Source organism: Burkholderia guangdongensis (genome assembly GCF_013403875.1).
Lineage (GTDB): Bacteria > Pseudomonadota > Gammaproteobacteria > Burkholderiales > Burkholderiaceae > Burkholderia > Burkholderia guangdongensis.
In genome coordinates this window covers 1-17,953 of the sequence record NZ_JACBNX010000035.1, presented here as the reverse complement: position 1 = coordinate 17,953, position 17,953 = coordinate 1, and the positions used below count along the sequence as shown (strand labels likewise).

The 17,953-nt window shown below is 67.4% G+C and carries 16 protein-coding genes; 10 read left to right on the top strand and 6 right to left on the bottom strand.

The window, feature by feature from the left end; all coding sequences use genetic code 11:
- The first annotated feature begins 171 nt into the window (after window positions 1-171).
- From HZI36_RS25355 to HZI36_RS25340, 4 genes are all read left to right on the top strand, one after another.
- Window positions 172-969 carry a flagellar brake protein gene (locus HZI36_RS25355; protein ID WP_179405424.1) on the top strand — a complete coding sequence of 266 codons (798 nt, stop codon included), beginning with the start codon at window positions 172-174 and terminating at the stop codon, window positions 967-969.
- 98 nt (window positions 970-1,067) lie between these two features.
- Window positions 1,068-3,023, top strand: a complete 1,956-nt coding sequence (gene flgK / locus HZI36_RS25350; RefSeq protein WP_179405423.1) for a flagellar hook-associated protein FlgK — start codon at window positions 1,068-1,070, stop codon at window positions 3,021-3,023.
- 17 nt (window positions 3,024-3,040) lie between these two features.
- Complete coding sequence (flgL, locus tag HZI36_RS25345) at window positions 3,041-4,276, top strand: flagellar hook-associated protein FlgL (protein WP_179405422.1); 1,236 nt, start codon at window positions 3,041-3,043, stop codon at window positions 4,274-4,276.
- Window positions 4,277-4,332: 56 nt separating this feature from the next.
- On the top strand, window positions 4,333-5,640 hold the full coding sequence (locus tag HZI36_RS25340) for a solute carrier family 23 protein (protein WP_179405421.1): 1,308 nt from the start codon (window positions 4,333-4,335) through the stop codon (window positions 5,638-5,640).
- Window positions 5,641-5,699: 59 nt separating this feature from the next.
- Here the strand turns inward: HZI36_RS25340 and HZI36_RS25335 are convergent, their stop codons facing one another.
- Window positions 5,700-6,578, bottom strand: a complete 879-nt coding sequence (locus tag HZI36_RS25335) for a transcriptional regulator GcvA (protein WP_179405420.1) — start codon at window positions 6,576-6,578, stop codon at window positions 5,700-5,702.
- 98 nt (window positions 6,579-6,676) lie between these two features.
- Here HZI36_RS25335 and HZI36_RS25330 point away from each other — a divergent pair, with 98 nt between their 5' ends.
- Together HZI36_RS25330 and HZI36_RS25325 are read left to right on the top strand one after the other, a co-directional pair.
- Entirely contained in the window at window positions 6,677-7,297 is a 621-nt protein-coding gene (locus HZI36_RS25330; protein WP_179405419.1) for a chromate transporter, read from the top strand.
- The gene (locus tag HZI36_RS25325; RefSeq protein WP_179405418.1) at window positions 7,294-7,821 is read left to right on the top strand and encodes a chromate transporter; all 528 of its coding nucleotides are present in this window, start codon (window positions 7,294-7,296) and stop codon (window positions 7,819-7,821) included. Before HZI36_RS25330 ends, HZI36_RS25325 begins: the two co-directional genes overlap by 4 nt.
- A 145-nt stretch (window positions 7,822-7,966) precedes the next feature.
- Here the strand turns inward: HZI36_RS25325 and HZI36_RS25320 are convergent, their stop codons facing one another.
- A complete protein-coding gene (locus tag HZI36_RS25320) occupies window positions 7,967-8,305 on the bottom strand; it encodes a hypothetical protein (RefSeq protein ID WP_179405417.1) in 339 nt (112 codons plus the stop codon).
- A gap of 345 nt (window positions 8,306-8,650) precedes the next feature.
- On the opposite strand from HZI36_RS25320, the gene HZI36_RS25315 reads away from it, so the two are divergent.
- The 4 genes from HZI36_RS25315 (at window position 8,651) to gor (ending at window position 13,010) form a co-directional block, all read left to right on the top strand.
- Window positions 8,651-9,772 (top strand): porin, encoded by a 1,122-nt coding sequence (locus HZI36_RS25315; RefSeq protein ID WP_179405416.1) that lies wholly within the window; start codon window positions 8,651-8,653, stop codon window positions 9,770-9,772.
- A 122-nt stretch (window positions 9,773-9,894) separates the two neighbouring features.
- Entirely contained in the window at window positions 9,895-10,902 is a 1,008-nt protein-coding gene (locus HZI36_RS25310) for an Imm71 family immunity protein (RefSeq protein ID WP_179405415.1), read from the top strand.
- Window positions 10,903-11,188: 286 nt separating this feature from the next.
- Entirely contained in the window at window positions 11,189-11,428 is a 240-nt protein-coding gene (locus tag HZI36_RS25305) for a hypothetical protein (protein ID WP_179405414.1), read from the top strand.
- Window positions 11,429-11,654: 226 nt separating this feature from the next.
- The gene (gene gor, locus HZI36_RS25300; RefSeq protein ID WP_179405413.1) at window positions 11,655-13,010 is read left to right on the top strand and encodes a glutathione-disulfide reductase; all 1,356 of its coding nucleotides are present in this window, start codon (window positions 11,655-11,657) and stop codon (window positions 13,008-13,010) included.
- A gap of 38 nt (window positions 13,011-13,048) precedes the next feature.
- Here gor and HZI36_RS25295 read toward each other — a convergent pair whose 3' ends face one another.
- From HZI36_RS25295 to HZI36_RS25280, 4 genes are all read right to left on the bottom strand, one after another.
- Window positions 13,049-14,350 carry an NAD(P)/FAD-dependent oxidoreductase gene (locus HZI36_RS25295; RefSeq protein ID WP_179405412.1) on the bottom strand — a complete coding sequence of 434 codons (1,302 nt, stop codon included), beginning with the start codon at window positions 14,348-14,350 and terminating at the stop codon, window positions 13,049-13,051.
- Between the two features lie 24 nt (window positions 14,351-14,374).
- Entirely contained in the window at window positions 14,375-15,679 is a 1,305-nt protein-coding gene (locus HZI36_RS25290) for an NAD(P)/FAD-dependent oxidoreductase (protein ID WP_179405411.1), read from the bottom strand.
- 130 nt (window positions 15,680-15,809) lie between these two features.
- On the bottom strand, window positions 15,810-17,366 hold the full coding sequence (locus HZI36_RS25285; RefSeq protein WP_179405410.1) for a DUF3138 family protein: 1,557 nt from the start codon (window positions 17,364-17,366) through the stop codon (window positions 15,810-15,812).
- 119 nt (window positions 17,367-17,485) lie between these two features.
- On the bottom strand, window positions 17,486-17,953 hold a 468-nt coding region (locus tag HZI36_RS25280; protein WP_179405409.1), incomplete at its 5' end, for an ABC transporter permease subunit.

Sequence of the window (17,953 nt, the reverse complement as noted above, 5' to 3'; positions counted from 1 at the left end):
TAACGTTTGCTCGAAAAAAAATACGAATCCGATCTAAACTTCCGCTAACCACTGCCGCTAAGTGTGGGATGCTTGGACCGGGCGGCCGTGCCGACCCGGTCCGATCGCGTGCGGGATCGCCCGCGCGCCCGTCACGACGTTTCAAAGAAAAAAGAACCCTACCGGCAAGCCATGAATACCGAACAGTCGACGTATCCGGCCCAGGGCGGGGCGCACGCCCGGGCGGATCAGGCCGCGCGTGACTCGGCCCCCGACGTGGCCGTACCCGATTACGGCCGCCGCAATCCGCTCGAGATCGGGGTGCAGCTGCGCAACCTCGTCAATCGCGGCGATTTCCTCACCGTGCACTACGACGGCGGCCAGCTCGTCACGCGGCTGCTCGCGGTCGACGTCGGCGCGCGCACCTTCACGTTCGACTGGGGCGCGCTCGCCGAGCAGAACGCCGGGATGCTCGCGGCGCCGCGCTGCAAGTTCTCGGCCGCGCCGGACGGCGTGCGCGTCGAGTTCACGACGAGCACGCCGCGCGAGAGCCGCTACGAAGGGCTGCCGGCGTTCACCGCGAATTTTCCGGACGTGCTCTATTTCATGCAGCGGCGCGAATATTTTCGCGTCGATGCGCCCGTCGTCGATCCGTACACGTGCAGCGGCGTGCTGCCGGACGGCTCGCCGTTCCAGTTCGACGTGCTGAATCTGTCGCTCGGCGGCGTCGGGTTGCGCACCGCCGATGCGGGTGTCGCGTCGCTCGAGTTCGGTGTGCGGCTCAACGGCGTCGAGCTGTCGCTCGGCAGCCACGGCAAGCTCGCGCTCGATCTGGAGCTCGTGTCGCGCTACTCGAGCGAGCTGCCGAGCGGCACGCGCCGCTATCAGCTCGGCTTTCGCTTCCTGTCGCTGCCCGGCAGCGCGGAAAACACGCTGCAGCGCCTGATCACGCAGCTCGAGATGAAGCGCCGCCAGCTCGCGCGAGGGTAGGCGGCCGCACTTTTCCTCAATTTTTCCGATCCGCGGCCGATATACCGGGAGTTACGCAACCCGGCGGCCGCAGCGCGGCCGGCCCATCAGGATCGCGCATGTCGAACTCTCTCCTGAACCTCGGAATCAGCGGCCTGAACGCCGCGATGTGGGGCCTGACGACAACCAGCCAGAACATCAGCAACGCGTCGACGCCCGGCTACTCGGTCGAGCGGCCCGTCTATGCGGAAGCGAGCGGCCAGTACACGGCGAGCGGCTACATGCCGCAAGGCGTGAACACGGTCAGCGTGCAGCGCCAGTACAGCCAGTACCTGAACGATCAACTGAACAGCGCGCAGGCGCAGAGCGGCGCGCTGACGACGAACTACAACCTCGTCGCGCAGCTGAACAACTTCATCGGCAGCCCGACGACCGGCATCTCGAGCGCGATCACCGGCTATTTCACCGGGCTGCAGAACGTCGCGAACAACGCGTCCGATCCGGCCGCGCGCCAGACGGCGATCAGCAACGCGCAATCGCTCGCGGCGCAACTGAACGCGGCCGGCCAGCAGTACGACCAGCTTCGCTCGAGCGTGAACACGCAGCTGACGAGCACCGTGTCGCAGATCAACGGCTACACCGCGCAGATCGCGCAGTTGAACCAGCAGATCGCCGCCGCGGGCAGCCAGGGGCAGCCGCCGAACCAGCTGCTCGACCAGCGCGACCTCGCGGTGTCGAACCTGTCGCAACTCACCGGCGTGCAGGTCGTGCAGAACGGCGGCGGCTACAACCTGTTCCTCGGCAACGGCCAGCCGCTCGTCGTCGCGAACCAGAGCTACCAGCTCGCGGCCGTTCCGTCTTCGTCGGATCCGAGCGAGCTCGCGATCGTGTCGCAGGGGATCGCGGGCGCGAACCCGCAGCCGCCGGCCGTGGCGGTGCCGGACTCGTCGCTGACGAGCGGCACGCTCGGCGGCCTGCTCACGTTCCGCAGCCAGACGCTCGATCCGGCGCAGGCGCAACTCGGTGCGATCGCAACCAGCTTCGCCGCGCAGGTGAACGGCCAGAACGCGCTCGGCATCGACCTGACCGGCCAGCCGGGCGGCGCCCTGTTCTCGGTCGCGGCCCCCGCCGTCTACGCGAACCAGGGGAACCAGGGCGGTGCGACGCTGACCGCGTCGCTCGCGAACCCGGCGCAACCGCCGGCGAGCGACTACACGCTGTCGTACGACGGCACGAACTACACGCTGACCGACCGCGCGAGCGGCGCGGTCGTCGGAGAGGCGACGTCGCTGTCGAGCCCGATCGACGGCCTGAACTTCTCGCTGTCCGGCTCGATGGCCGCCGGCGATTCGTTCACGGTGCTGCCGACGCGCGGCGCGGCCGATAGTTTCGCGCTCGCCGCGACGAACGGCTCGGCGATCGCGGCGGCGTCGCCGGTCGTCGCGGCCGCCGCGACGTCGAACACCGGCACCGGGACGATCGGCACGGTCTCCGTCACCAGCGCGGCGGCGGCGCTGGCCAGCGACAACTACACGATCACGATCGGCGGCACCACCGCCGCGCCGACCTACACGATCACCGATACGTCCGCGAACCCGCAGACCACGACGAGCCCGCAGGCGTTCGTGGCGGGGGCATCGATCAGCGTCGGCGGCGGCCAGACGGTCGCGATCTCCGGCTCGCCGGCGAGCGGCGATACGTTCACGGTCGGCCCGTACGCGGGCGGCACGAACGACGGCAGCAACGCGCTCGCCATGTCGCAGCTCGTCAGCGCGGCGACGTTCGGCAGCGGCACGAGCGGCATGAGCGGCGGGAGCGGTGCGACCACGCTGACCGGCGCGTACGCGAGCTACGTGAACGCGATCGGCAACACCGCGGGCCAGCTCAAGTCGTCGAGCGCCGCCCAGACCGCGCTCGTCGGCCAGGTCACCGCCGCGCAGCAGTCGGTGTCCGGCGTGAACACGAACGAGGAGGCGGCGAATCTGATGCAGTACCAGCAGCTCTATCAGGCGAACGCGAAGGTGATCCAGACCGCGGACTCGCTGTTCCAGACCGTGCTCGGCATCTTCAACTGATTTCCGGGAAGCCCGCGATGCGTATTTCCACGTCCCAGTTCTTTCAGGTCAACGTCGCGCAGATGAACGACCAGCAGTCCCAGCTCACGCAGCTCTATCAGCAGATCGCGAGCGGGGTCAGCCTGTCGACGCCCGCCGACAATCCGCTCGGCGCCGCGCAGGCGGTGCAGCTGTCCGCGACGTCGGCGACGCTGTCGCAGTACACGACGAACCAGAACGTCGCGTTGACGTCGCTGCAGGCCGAGGATTCGGCGCTGTCGAGCGTCACCAACGTGCTGAACAGCATCCAGACGCTGCTGGTCCGCGCGGGCGACAGCTCGCTGTCCGACGCGAACCGCTCGGCGCTCGCGACGCAGCTGCAGGGCTACCGCGACCAGCTGATGACGGTCGCGAACTCGACCGACAGCGGCGGCCACTACATCTTCTCGGGCTTCCAGGCGAGCGCGCAGCCGTTCGCGAACCAGCCGGGCGGTGGCGTCACGTACAGCGGCGACAGCGGCACGCGCAACGTGCAGATCGCCGACGGGCAGACCGTCGCGCAGGGCGACAGCGGCGCGGCCGTGTTTCTGTCGGTGCCGACGCCCGGCGCCCAGCCGGTGCCGGCGGCCGGCCCGAACAATTCGGGCACCGCGACGATCGGCACGGTGTCCGTCACCGATCCGTCGGTCGGGGCGAACGGCGACAACTACACGATCACGTTCGGCGGCACCGCGGCCGCGCCGACCTATACGGTCACCGACACCTCGGCGAACCCGCAGACGACGACCGCCGCGCAGGCGTACACGTCGGGCGCGCCGATCAGCGTCGGCGGCGGCCAGACGGTCGCGATCTCGGGCACGCCGGCGTCCGGCGACACGTTCACGGTCACGCCCGCGCAGCAGGCCGGCACCGACATCTTCGGCGCGCTCGACACGATGATCTCGGCGCTGCAGACGCCGATCACCGGCAACGCGGTGGCCGGCGCCGCGCTGAGGAACGCGGCCGCGACGTTCTCGACGAAGCTCGCGAACACGAGCGCGAACGTGCTGACCGTGCACGCGGCGGTCGGCGGCCGCGAGCAGATGGTGCAGACGATGCAGACGGTCACGTCGACGAACACGATGCAGACGTCGAGCAACCTGTCCGACCTGACGAGCACCGACATGGTGTCGACGATCAGCCAGTACACGCAACTGCAGAACGCGCTGACCGGCGCGCAGAAGGCGTTCGTCCAGTTGCAGAATCTGTCGCTGTTCCAGTACATCAATCCGTGACGGACGGATCGCGCATCGGTAAACTCGCGCCTGATCCCGTTTCAGGAGAGTTTTCGATGGCCGATTCCTACTTCCCGCGCTGGCGGGTGCAACCGCGCGGCGCGGCGGACCGCGTCGTCGGTCCGGACGAGCGGCTCGCGTGGCCGCAGATGATCGCGATGGGCGTGCAGCACGTCGTCGCGATGTTCGGCTCGACCGTGCTCGCGCCGCTGTTGATGGGCTTCGATCCGAATCTGTGCATCTTCATGTCCGGGATCGGCACGCTGCTGTTCTTCGTGCTCGTCGGCGGCCGCGTGCCGAGCTACCTCGGCTCGAGCTTCGCGTTCATCGGCCTCGTGATCGCGGTCACCGGCTACGCGGGCGGCGGCGCGAACGCGAACATCCCGGTCGCGCTCGGCGGGATCGTCGCGTGCGGCGTCGTCTATGTCGCGCTCGGGCTGATCGTGTCGGCGCTCGGCACGCGCTGGATCGAGGCGCTGATGCCGCCCGCCGTCACCGGCTCGGTCGTCGCGGTGATCGGCCTGAACCTCGCGCCGATCGCGGTCAAGGGCGTGTCCGGCTCGACGTTCGATTCGACGATGGCGCTCGTCACCGTGCTGTCGGTCGGCGGCGTCGCGGTGTTCGCGCGCGGGATGGCGCAGCGCCTGCTGATCCTGATCGGGCTCGTGATCGCGTACGCGATCTACGCGGTCGCGACCAACGGGATGGGCCTCGGCAAGCCGATCGATTTCGGGATCGTCGCGCACGCCGCGTGGTTCGGCATTCCGAAGTTCAGCGCGCCGGTGTTCGAGTCGCACGCGATGCTGATGCTCGCGCCGATCGCGGTGATCCTCGTCGCCGAGAACCTCGGCCACATCAAGGCGGTCAGCGCGATGACGGGCACGAACCTCGACCGCTACGTCGGCCGCGCGTTCATCGGCGACGGACTCGCGACGATCGTGTCCGGTTTCGCCGGCGGCACCGGCGTCACGACGTACGGGGAGAACATCGGCGTGATGGCCGTCACGCGGATCTACTCGACGCTCGTGTTCGTCGTCGCCGCGCTGATCGCGATCGGGCTCGGCTTCTCGCCGAAGTTCGGCGCGGTGATCCAGACGATTCCGGGCCCGGTGCTAGGCGGCATGTCGATCGTCGTGTTCGGGCTGATCGCGGTCACTGGCGCGCGGATCTGGGTCGTGAACCGCGTCGACTTCTCCGACAACCGCAACCTGATCGTCGCCGCGGTCACGCTCGTGCTCGGCGCCGGCGACTTCTCGCTGAAGTTCGGCGGCTTCGCGCTCGGCGGGATCGGCACCGCAACGTTCATCGCGATCATCCTGTACGCGGTGCTGCGCAAGGAGAAGGAGCCGGGGCCGGTCGTCTGAGCCGCGCGCGGGCGGCGCGTGAAAGTCCGCGCCCGCCACGCCCCCCACGACCCGCTACGTCACGCGCGCGCCTGCGCGTCGAGCCACGCGCAGAACTGCGCGACGAGCGGCTCGTTCGCGCGCTCGAGCGGCGTGATCCACCAGTACGTGCGCGTGCCGATTCGCGGGCCGGCGAGCGGCATCACGAGCCGGCCGCTCGCGAGCTCGTCGTCGATCAGCGGCAGCGGGCCGAGCGCGACGCCGAGCCCGTCGACGGCCGCCTGCAGCGCCAGATAGAAGTGGTCGAACGACTGCTTCTTGCGGTTTTTCATCGGCGTGCCTGCCGCGTCGAACCAGTCGCGCCATGCGTCGGGGCGCGTGTCCGCATGCAGCAGCACGTGGCGCGACAGGTCGTCGGCGCTCGCGATCGGCAGGCGCTTGAGCAGCGCCGGGCTGCAGACCGGAATCATGCTCTCGTCGAGAAAATGCCCGCTCGCGCAATGCGGCCACGGGCCCGGGCCGCGATGGATCGCGACATCGAAATCGTCGAGCGCGTCGAGCGGCGCGTTCGACGTCGACAGCTTCAGTTCGACGCTCGGCACCTCCAGCTGGAAGCGCGACAGGCGCGGCAGCAGCCATTTCATCGCGAAGGTCGGCAGTGCGTTGATCCGCAGCACGCGCGCGGTGCCGGCGCGGCGCAGCCGTTCGGTCGCGAGCGCGATGCTGTCGAACGCGGCGCGCACGCTGTCGAGGTACTGGCGGCCGTCGTCGGTGAGCTTCACGCGCTTGCCGATCCGCAGGAACACCGGTTTGCCGAGCCACGCCTCGAATGCGGCGATCTGCCGGCTGATCGCACCGTGAGTCACATGCAGCTCGTCGCCGGCGGCGCTGAAGCTCTCGTGACGCGCCGCGGCTTCAAAGGCGCGAAGCGCGGAAAAGGGTGGCAGAAGGCGGGACATGCTTGTGATTCTAGATCACAAGCACACGCCGATAAAATCGTTTTGCGCGCGCACCGGGCGGCGGTAATCTCGACGTCGACCGTTTGCCGAGGACCATCATGCCATCCCCTGTCGCGCCGCCCGGCGCCGTCTCCCGCCGCATCGGGCTCGTCGAGCTCTTCACCGGTTTCCTGCGCCTCGGGCTGATTTCGTTTGGCGGAGCGCTGCCGTTCGTGAGGCGCGCGCTCGTCGACGAGCGCCGCTGGCTCTCCGCCGACGAGTTCACCGATCTGCTCGGCCTCTGCCAGTTCCTGCCCGGCGGCAACGTGATCAACCTGTCGGTCGCGGTCGGCATGCGCTTTCGCGGCGTGCCCGGCGCGCTCGCCGGACTGCTCGGGCTGATCGCGGGGCCGACGCTCGTCGTGATCGGGCTCGGCGTGCTGTACGCGAAAACGCAGAACGATCCTGCCGTCCGCCATCTGTTCGGCGGGCTGTCGGCCGCCGCCGCCGGGCTGCTCGCGGCGATGGCGCTGAAGGTCGCGAAGCCGCTGCGCGGCGCGCGGATGCTCGGCGTCGCGGCGGCCGCGTTCGTCGCGATCGCGGTGCTGCGCGTGCCGCTCGTCGCGACGATGCTCGTGCTGACGCCGGTCAGCATCGGGCTCGCCGCGCGCGCCGACCGGAACGCTGCCCCCGCCGATCCCGTCGATCCCGCCGACCCGGCTCGCGGAGGCACGCGATGAACGCCACGCTGGCCGTGCTCGCGGCGATCTTCACGCAGCTGTCGTTGCTCGCGTTCGGCGGCGGCAACACGATCCTGCCGGAGATGCAGCGGCAGGTCGTCGACGTGCATCACTGGATGAGCGCGTCCGAGTTCACCGCGCTGTTCGCGCTCGCGCAGGCGGCGCCGGGCCCGAACATGATGATCGTGCCGCTCGTCGGCTGGCACGTCGCCGGCTGGTCCGGGCTACTCGTCGCGTCGATCGCGAAGTTCGGGCCGTCGTCGTGCGTGACGATGGCCGCGCTGCATGCGTGGGAGCGCTTCAGGCATCGTCCGTGGCGGCGCTACGTGCAGCTCGGGATGGTGCCGGTGACCGCGGGCCTCGTCGTGTCGAGCGCGGTGCTGATCGCCCGCGCATCGAACGCGACCGCGATCCAGTGGGGCATCACGGCCGCGTGCGCGGTGCTCGCGTGGCGCACGCGCATCCATCCGCTGTGGCTGCTCGCGGCTGGCGCGCTGGTTGGTCTGACGGGCTTCGGGCAGTAGTGCCGGCGGTGGCGTGGCTGTCGATCCGACTGCGGGTCTGACCGTGAGCCAAACTGCGAGCTTGACTGCGGCCTGACTGCGGCCTGACTGCGGGTCTGACTGCGGGTCTGACTGCGGGGCTGACCGCCGATCCGACTGTCGGTGTTTACCTCGCCGGATGCGCTTCGCTGCCGACGAGGCCGAGCAGCTTGCCGCGCTCGGCGCCGACGTCGCCGGTCGTCGCGGGCCAGTCGATCACGTAGCCGCCGTCGAGCGCATCGCGCATGATCGATCCGTAATCGGACTTGCTCAGCTTGCCGTCGTGTATCGCGTCGCCGACTTCGCGCTGCAGCGCCGGCGTGAACGACGGATACGCGGCGGCGAGCGCCGCGTACTGGCGCGCGTCGATCTCGCCGGATTCGTGGTTGAACGCCCAGACGGCCACCAGGACGATCGCGACGAACGGCACGGCGGTGTAGCTCAGGAAAAACTTCGCGGGTGTCATTGAATGCTCTGAAAAGATGGTGCGGCGCGGCACGCTTCGTGCCGGCCGCGAGCATTATATTGGCGCCGATCGTCGGCAGGCTGGCACGTCGGCACGTCGGCATGCGCGGCCGCCGTTCAGGCCGGCGGCGCGGACCGAACGCGCAGCCCGGCGGCGCGCCGCTCCCCCGCCGTTGCGCGCAGGCGACAGTTGCTTGTTGCGGGACTATTTCAATTTCTTTCAACGAAACGCGCGGTCTTATGATGCAGAGCGTATCGCGTGCGCCACGAGCGCGCGCGATCGACCCGGCCGCGCAAGCCGGCGGCCGGCCACGACACGGAGACAACACGAAATAAAGGAACGCTCATGAAGCAGACCAGCACATTCGCAGCAATCGCAGGGGGCGTGGCGCTCGCATTCGCATGCCAGCACGCCGCGGCGCAAAGTTCGGTGACACTGTGGGGCGTCGCCGACGTCAGCATCCGCTACCTGACCAACGCGAACGCGAACAACGACGGCAAGGTGTTCATGACGAACGGCGCCGTCACGAACAGCCGTTTCGGGATGTACGGCACCGAGGATCTCGGCGGCGGCATGAAGGCGCTCTTCAAGCTCGAAAGCGGCGTGAACCTGCAGGACGGCTCGATGGCCGACAGCGGGCGCCTGTTCAACCGAGCGGCATACGTCGGGCTGTCGAACCCGTGGGGCACGCTGACCCTCGGCCGCCAGAAGACGCCGCTGTTCGATCTGCTGTCCGACACGTACGATCCGTTGACCGTCGGCAACTACTTCGAGAACGCATGGCTGCCGGTCGCGCTCGGCGCGGGCCTGTACGCGGACAACATGGTCAAGTACACGGGCACGTTCAGCGGGTTGACGGTCAGCACGATGTACTCGTTCGGCACGAACTACGAATCGACCGGCGCGAACGGCTTCTCCGGACAGATTCCGGGCAGCCCGGGCAAGGGCAATGCGTACGGGATCTCGCTGTCGTACGTGACCGGGCCGCTCAGCATCGCGGGCGGCTTCCAGCAGAACAGCGACAACTCCGCGCGCAAGCAGACGATCTTCCACGCGAACGCCGTGTACGCGTTCGGCCCGGCGAAGGTCTACGCGGGCTATCTGCACTCGAAGGACGACACGGGCTTCGTCGACAGCCTGCTCGCGCAGCAGGCGATTCCGTCGTCGAAGGGCACGGGCCGGGTCGACGACGGTCCGTTCGCGGGCGTGAGCTGGCAGGTCAGCTCGCCGCTGACGGTGACGGGCGCGTTCTACTACGACCACATGCGTAACGCGATGACCGCGGACGGCTCGCTCGCGAGCGGCAATCGCTATGCGATCGTCGGGCTCGCCGAGTATGCGCTGTCGAAGCGCACGGAAGTGTATGGCACCGTCGACTTCAACAAGGCGACCGGCGCGGCGACGGTGGAACTGCCGGGCCGCAACAACCAGACCGGCGTCGCGATCGGGCTGCGCAATATTTTCTGACGAAAAACGTTGCGCGTTCGAACTGGAGCAAGGTACACCCAGTATGGGCGCACCTTGCTCCAGTTCTTGACAGTTGCGGGCGCGCGAGACTCTATTCGGATTTGTGTGACAATTCCTGCCGGATGTATTATTCGGTTCAGGATCGTGGTACATCTTTGTGCCTTGCGGTTGTCGATACTATTGCCGCATGTAATTTCGGTGTCACGCTCGATATGATGACCATGACCCCTGAGCAGGAGCAGGATGCGCGGGCCAAGGCGTTTTATCTGCTCAAAAAGTGGACAAGCTTCACGTTCCTGGATCACGCGGTCGGGCTGTACCGGGATTTTCTCAGCGCGTATGCAAAGCAATTGGACACGCCGAGTTCAAATCAGAAGGAGCTCGAGACCGCATACGTCAGCAATTTCCTGGGTGCATTGGTACAAATGGATCAGGGCATCGAGACATTGCGCAAAGGATCTGACAAGCGATCGGCTTACGATGCACTTGTTGCAGGTACTGAACGGGGTAGCGACCTTCTCTTCGGTAGAAGTGCGCATGAAATCGGTAGAACATATGATCCATTCTTTCACTCGCTCGGCGTGAGGGATACGAACTATACGGATTCCATATATGCCACTGGATTTGCAGAGGGGGTATGGATTGAGGAGTTGAGTTGTTTGGCGCTTAAGTGTACTGCCGGGTTGAATTTTATGGGGTTGCTTACACACGGAAAACGCGCCGATGGTGGGAGCCGTATCTTCGAGCATTGGACGTATGAATCTCTGTTCCAGAATGCGCGATATCCAGCATGGCGATATTGGCCGCCCGGCCGCAGCTATCCTGCAGAACTCCCCCCCTGCCCGCCCAAAAACGAATCCAGCGAGGGTGAGGTCTACAGCGACCAGGAGATTTCGATTGAAGGTATCTGGGAACCGTGGTTCCCGGCGGGCAAGGTTGGCTGCCCGAATTACTTCCTTAAAGGTAGCATCGCCCACATGTATTTGCTGGAAGGTACCAATGACGAGCACGTGGTGCGCTGGCGGCTGTTGTGGGAGGACAAACGTTACCAGGACGGTAACCTCCCCGCGGAGGAGGAGACCTATTTCCCCAAGCCCCGTGCGCAGCCGAAAAACCGAAATGAGCAATGACCGCGCATACCGCACGCGCGAACGCCGACCATACGAAATCCCCACTATCCAGCGTCCGCTCCATAGCGGATCGCGCAAGTCGTAAGCGATTCGTCGGGATCCCCGAACATATTTTTACAACGGCGCCGAAAGCTTTCCGCTAATCTGCGTGCATCGTCCGGCGCGTGCCTGATACGGCGCGCGTGCGTCGCCGGTCGTAATTTGTGTATCCGCCGATGACAATCGCTGTCGGCCGGTTTTTTTCGTGGGACGATGCGCCTCACGATTCATTTGAAAGGGGATCACGATGGGTATCCTGAACACCGTTGGCGAAATCGCGGGCGCCGTCGCGGCAGTCGAAGGCGCGGAAAAGCTCGATCCGGATGCGGGCCTGCTGACGAAGGCCGCCGCGGCCGTCGCGGGCTTCAAGGGCGCCGAGGCGCTCGAAGGTCTGGTCGAGAAGAAGAAGGACGAGGATCAACCTCAGGATGCATCGGCGGACGATTCGACGAACGCATCCGACGGCAGCGACACGTCGCAGGCTTGAGCACGGCGGCCGGCCCGGCCGTCGCCGCGCACATCGCGCGGCCGGCGGGCCGCTGCCGAGCAACCAGCCTGTCGGGCATGCGGTCGATCGGTGACGCATGGCACACCCGGCGGCTGGTTTGAGGGGCGAGAGACACGAAGGTCTCTCGCCATTTTTTTGCGCGCCGCATGAAAACCGGAATCTTGCTATCGTGCCGTCATCGTGACGGCAACGTGGAGGCGGCGCGATGACATTCGACTACGACCTGTTCGTGATCGGCGCGGGCTCGGGCGGCGTGCGGCTCGCGCGGATGTCCGCGTCCTACGGCGCGCGCGTCGGCATCGCCGAGGAAGAGGACATCGGCGGCACCTGCGTGCTGCGCGGCTGCATCCCCAAGAAACTGCTCGTCTATGCGTCGCACTATCCGCACGAAGTCGACGATGCGAAGGGCTTCGGCTGGACGTTCGGCGACGGCGTGCTCGATTGGCCGGCGCTGATCGCCGCGAAGGATCGCGAGATCGGGCGGCTCTCCGGCCTTTACGTGAATCTGCTGAAACAATCAGGCGTCGACCTCCACGCGGGGCGCGCGACGCTCGTCGATGCGCGGACGGTCGAGGTCGGCGCGCGCCGCTTCACCGCGCGGCACATCGCGATCGCGACCGGCTCGCGGCCCGTGCTGCCGCCGCTGCCCGGCATCGAGCATGCGATCACGTCGCGCGAGGCGCTGTCGCTGCCCGCATTGCCGAAGCGGATCGCGGTGATCGGCGGCGGCTACATCGCGGTCGAGTTCGCGGGGATCTTCAACGGTGTCGGCAGCCGCGTCGAGCTGTTCTATCGCGGCGCGCAGATCCTGCGCGGCTTCGACGACGACGTCCGCGATTTCCTGGCCGGCGAGATGACGAAGCAGGGCATCGCGATCCATACCGGCGCGGCGATCGACGCGATCGAGCGCGCGGCCGACGGCACGCTGGCGCTGCGCGTCGGCGACGCGCACGCGGGGCCGTTCGACGCAGTGCTGTTCGCGACCGGACGCGTGCCGAACGTCGAGGGGATCGGGCTCGAGGCCGCGGGCGTCGCGCTCGATGCGCGCGGCGCGATCGCGGTCGACGCGTATTCGGCGACGTCGGCCGAATCGGTGCACGCGATCGGCGACGTGACGTCGCGACCGCAACTGACGCCGGTCGCGACGCGCGACGCCGGTCTGCTCGCGATCACGCTATTCGGCGGGCGGCGCGTCGCAGCCGATCACGAATGGGTGCCGTCGGCCGTGTTCAGCCAGCCCGAAGTCGCGACGGTCGGGCTCACCGAGGCGCGCGCGCGGGACGTGCACGGCGCGCTCGACATCTACCGCACGTCGTTCAAGGCGCTGCGCCACACACTGTCCGGACGCGATGAGCGCACGCTGATGAAACTCGTCGTCGCGCGCGACAGCCAGCGCGTGGTCGGCGCGCACATGGTCGGCCGCGATGCCGGCGAGATCGTGCAGGGCATCGCGATCGCGATCCGCGCGGGCGCGACGAAGGCGCAGTTCGACGACACGATCGGTATTCATCCGACCGCGGCCGAGGAGTTCGTCACGATGCGGCAGAAGGTGGCCGATTAGCGCGCGTTTCGATCTGAAGCATCGTCGCGCTATATCGCTCAGTGATACCCGAGCATGTCGAGCATCCGATACCAGCTCATCGCGAGCACGAGCGCCGGCGTGCGCAGCGCCGCGCCGCCCGGGAAATCGCGATGCCGGATCTTGCCGAACAGGTCGAAGCGGCTCGCCTGGCCGTCGATCGCCTCGGCGATCAGCCTGCCCGCGAGCGCGGTCACGTTCACGCCGTGGCCGGAGAAGCCCTGCGCGAAATACACGGTCGGCTTCACGCGCCCGAAGTGCGGCGCGCGGTTCATCGTGATGTCGACGAAGCCGCCCCACGCATAGTCGACCTTCACGTCCGCGAGCTGCGGGAACGTCTTCAGCATGTCGCGCCGCATCGCTTCGCCGAGATTGCGCGGCGGCAGCGTCGAGTAGCTGACCTTGCCGCCCCACACGAGCCGCGTGTCGGGGGCCGGCCGGAAATAGTCGAGCACGAAGCGGCTGTCGCAGACCGCCGCGCGCGCCGGCATCAGCGCGTGCGCGCGCGCTTCGCCGAGCGGCTCGGTCGCGATCACGTACGTGCCGACCGGCATGATCTTGCGCGACAGCGCGGGCGCGAGCGCGCCGAGATACGCGTTGCACGCGAGCACGACGAAGCGCGCGCGCACGTTGCCGCCCGACGTTTCGACGACGTGTCCGTTCGGCGTGTCGCGGAGCTGTGTCACGCAGCTGTTCTCGAAGATCCGCACGCCGGCGTCGGTCGCCGCGCGCGCGAGGCCGAGCGTGTAGTTCAGCGGATGCAGATGGCCGCTGTCCGGATCGTACAGGCCGCCGCGATAACGTTCGGACTGCACATAGTCGCCGAGATCGTCGGCTTCGACGAAAGCGAGGCGCGTGTAGCCGAAGCGCTTCGCGACGTCATCGCGCCAGCGCTTCAGCGAATCGGCGTCGCGCTCGGTGTTCGCGGCCGTCAGATAGCCGGGCACCAGCGCACAGTCGATGTCGTGCTTCTCGATGCGCGATTTCACGAGATCGAGCGTTTCGAGGCCCATCTCCCAGATGCGCTTCACGTCGGTATCCGGCATGAACTGCGCGAACGTGTCGATGTCGCACGCGAAGCCGCCGATCAGTTGCCCGCCGTTGCGGCCGCTCGCCGCCCATCCGACCTTCGACGCCTCGAGCACGACGACGGAATGGCCGCGCTCGGCGAGGTTCAGCGCGGCCGAGATGCCGGTCAGGCCCGCGCCGATCACGCAGACGTCGGCGTCGACGGTGCCGGCGAGCGGCGCGTGCGTGGTGGTGTCGTTGACGGTGGCCGCGTAATACGACGCGGTGTGCGGTTGTTGCGCGAAATTCTGCATGGTCGGGAATACCGAATAAAAGGCTCAGAACATTTCCAGCATACGGTGATACAGCATGCCGAGTTCGAGCGCGGGCTTGCGCCACGCGTCGCCGCCCGGAAAGCGGCGGTGCCGCAGGCGCGAGAACAGCGAGAACGCGCGCGCGTCGCCCGCGATCGCGCCGGCGATCGTGCGCCCCGCAATGCCGGTGAGCGCGACGCCGTGGCCGCTGAAGCCCTGCACGTAATAGAAGTTCGGATCGATCGCGCCGAAGTCCGGCGCGCGGTTGCGCGTGACGTCGACGAAGCCGCCCCACGCGTAGTCGACCTTCACGTCCGCGAGTTGCGGAAACACGCTGACCATGCGCTGCCGGATCGCGTCGCTGAGCATCGCGGGCGATGCGCCGGCCGAGTTCGCGCGGCCGCCGAACAGCATCCGGTGATCGGCGGACAGCCGGAAATAGTCGAGGAAGAAATTGTTGTCGCAGATCGCTTCGCGTTGCGCGATCAGCGCATCGGCGCGGGCCTGGCCGAGCGGTTCGGTCGCGATGATGTACGACGCGATCGGCGCGATCCGCGCGGCGCTCGCGCGTGGCAGCACGCCGCCCGGGCCTGCGTTGCAGCACGACACGACGAACCGGCAGCGCACTTCGCCGGCCGGCGTGCGCACGACGGGCCGCTCGCCGCGCGCGACGTCGATGACCGGCGAATGCGCGAACAGCGCGACGCCTTCACGGCGCGCGGCATCGGCGAGGCCGAGGCAGTATTTGAGCGGATGCAGATGGCCGGACAGCGGATCGTGGACGCCCGCGAGGTAGCGCGTCGACGCGATCCGCGCGCGGATCGCCGGTTCGTCGAGCCACGTCAGCGACGGATGCCCCCAGCGCGACGTCGCGGCGGTCATCCACGCGCGCAGATCGTCGACGCGGCGCGGCTTCGTCGCGACGGTCAGATAGCCGCGCGTGAAGTCGCAGTCGATGCCGTAGCGCGCGATGCGCTCCGCGATCAGCGCGACGCCGTCGAGCGACAGCGCCCATGCGGCGCGCGCGCCGTCGGCGCCGAGCTGACGCTCGATGATCTCGTCCTTCGCGAAACCGGTGATCGCCTGCCCGCCGTTGCGCCCCGACGCGCCCCAGCCGGGGCGATGCGCATCGAGCACGGCGACGGACAGCCCGCGCGCGCGGCAGTCGAGCGCGGTCGACAGGCCGGCGAAGCCGGCGCCGATCACGCAGACGTCGACGTCGAGCGTGCGCTCGAGCATCGGGTCGTCGGCGGCGGGGCGCGTGACGGATGCTTCGTAGTAGGAATCGCGCGCAAGTTCGTCGGCGCGGCGGACGAAATCGTGATTCATGAGCTGGCCTGAATTCGATCGAGGTCGGGGCGGCTGCGCGCGGCGCCGCCCGTCATGTTGAAACGCGATGCGAGGTGGCTCGCATCGCGTGGTGGGGCGGCACGCCGCGAAGCGTGCCGCCGGTGCTGCATCAGAACGAGTAGATCAGTTGCGTGCCGAGCAGATCGTTCGACTTCGCGTACGACCCGTCGTTGCGCAGGAACACGTGACGGTTCGCCCAGTCGTGACGGTATTCGACCTTCACGGTGATCTGCTGCGTCGGGTAGAACAGCAGGTCGACCGCGGCATCCTGGCGCGTCGCGCCCTTGCACTCGAAGCCCACGCCGCCGTTCGCCTTCGACATCGCGAGGCAATCCGAATCGATGCCGAAGCCGTTGAACGGATCCATCCCGTTGCCGTTCAGCGCGATGCCGCCGCCGCCGCCGCCGTTCTTCTGATCGACCAGCAAGTCGTAGCGCAGCGTCACGCCCATCCGTCCGACCACCGGCGCGTTGAACTTGCGGTGCGCAAGCAGCGACAGGCCATACCACTGCGCGAGGCCGCCGTTGAACGCCGCATGCTGCTGCTGGCCGTAGTCGAGTTCCGCGTTGTACTGCACGTCCGCGAGCGTGTACGTCGCATCCGCTTCGCCGAAGAAGTACGTGCCGAACGGGCTCGATGCGCCGCCGCCCGGGCCGTACACCAGGTTGCCGGCCGAGTCGGTGCTCTGTCCGAGCGTCTGGCGGCCGATGTTGATCGACCCGCCGATGTCGAGCGCGCTCGACTTCGTGTAGTCGACGCGCGCCGTGAAGGTCGGCACGCGGTTGCTCGTCGTGATCGGATCGCCGAACGCGTTCGCGCCGGTCGTCACCACCGAGCCGGACGTGCGGTACTGCTCGTTGCCGACCATGAACTTCCACGCCCAGTTGCTGCCGTCCGGCGTGTAGTTCACGCCGAGGCCGACGTAGCTGCCCGGATCCGAGAAGTCGTACAGCAGGTTGTGCGTGAGCGTCAGCATCTGGTTCGACTGCTGAACCTCGTAGCCGCCGAAGCTCGACATCAGGCCGCCGACCAGCGTCGTCGTGCCCGACACCGGCACCGTGATCACCGCGGTGTTCAGGATGTTGTTGCCGACGTTGCCGCGCTCGTTCGACAGCAGTGTGATGCCGTTGCCGCGGTTCGGCATCAGCGTGATCTCGGCCGACGGCGCCATCGGGCCGACGCCGAACGTCTTCTTGATGTCGAGGTACAGGTCGCCGAACGTGCTGTTGAAGTAGTTGTAGTTGCTCTCGTGGTTCGCGAACAGGAACGACGACGTGCTCGCCGCACGGTTGTAGATGTAGGTCGGATCGAGGTAGCCGGTGATCGACAGGCCGGCGATCGGGCCGGTGTTCGCGGCGTCGCTCAACGAGTCGACCTTCAGCTGCTGGTTCGCGATCTGCTGCTTCATTTCGCCGAGGTCGTCGTTCGTCAGCACGGCCGGCGCCTTGCCGTAGTCGGGCGACGACGCATCGACCGGCGCGGCGGTCACGGCCGCCTGCGCTGTGCCGGCCGGCTTCGCGGCGAGCGCCGACTTCAGCGTCTTCACTTCTTTTTTCAGGTCGTTGAGCTCGGCTCGCAGTGCCTTGAGCTGTGCCGACGTCGTGTCCGCCAGCGCGATGCCGGGCAACGCACTGGCGACGAGCAGGCAGATCAGCTTCTTCTTCATCACAGGTTCTCCTAACGGATCGTTTTGTTGTGAAGCGGTGGGGAAGCAACGGGGCGCCGCCCGAAGGCGGCGCACATTTAATTTGTGATCGGTGAAAATCGGTGAAAGGGGGAGGGCGGTCAGGCGGTTGCCACCGCCGGCTCGAATGCCATCCGCATATCGGCCAGCCGCTTGCGCTCACGCGCGTTCATCACCTGATTCAGCAGCACCACCCCGATCGTCACCACGCTGATGAACAGCGTCGCCAGTGCGTTCATCTCCGGGTTCAGCCCCAGCCGCACCCGCGAGAACACCACCAGCGGCAGCGTCGTCGAGCCCGGGCCCGACAGGAACGCCGACAGGATCAGGTCGTCCACCGAGATCGTGAACGACAGCAGCCACCCCGAGATCAACGCCTGCGAGATCAGCGGCAGCGTCACCAGGAAGAACACCTTCAGCGGCGTCGCCCCCAGATCCAGCGCCGCTTCCTCCAGCGACTTGTTCATCTCCTTCACCCGCGACTGCACGATGATCGCCACGTACGACACGCACAGCATCACGTGACCGATCCAGATCGTCACCAGCCCGCGACCCTTCGGCCAACCCAG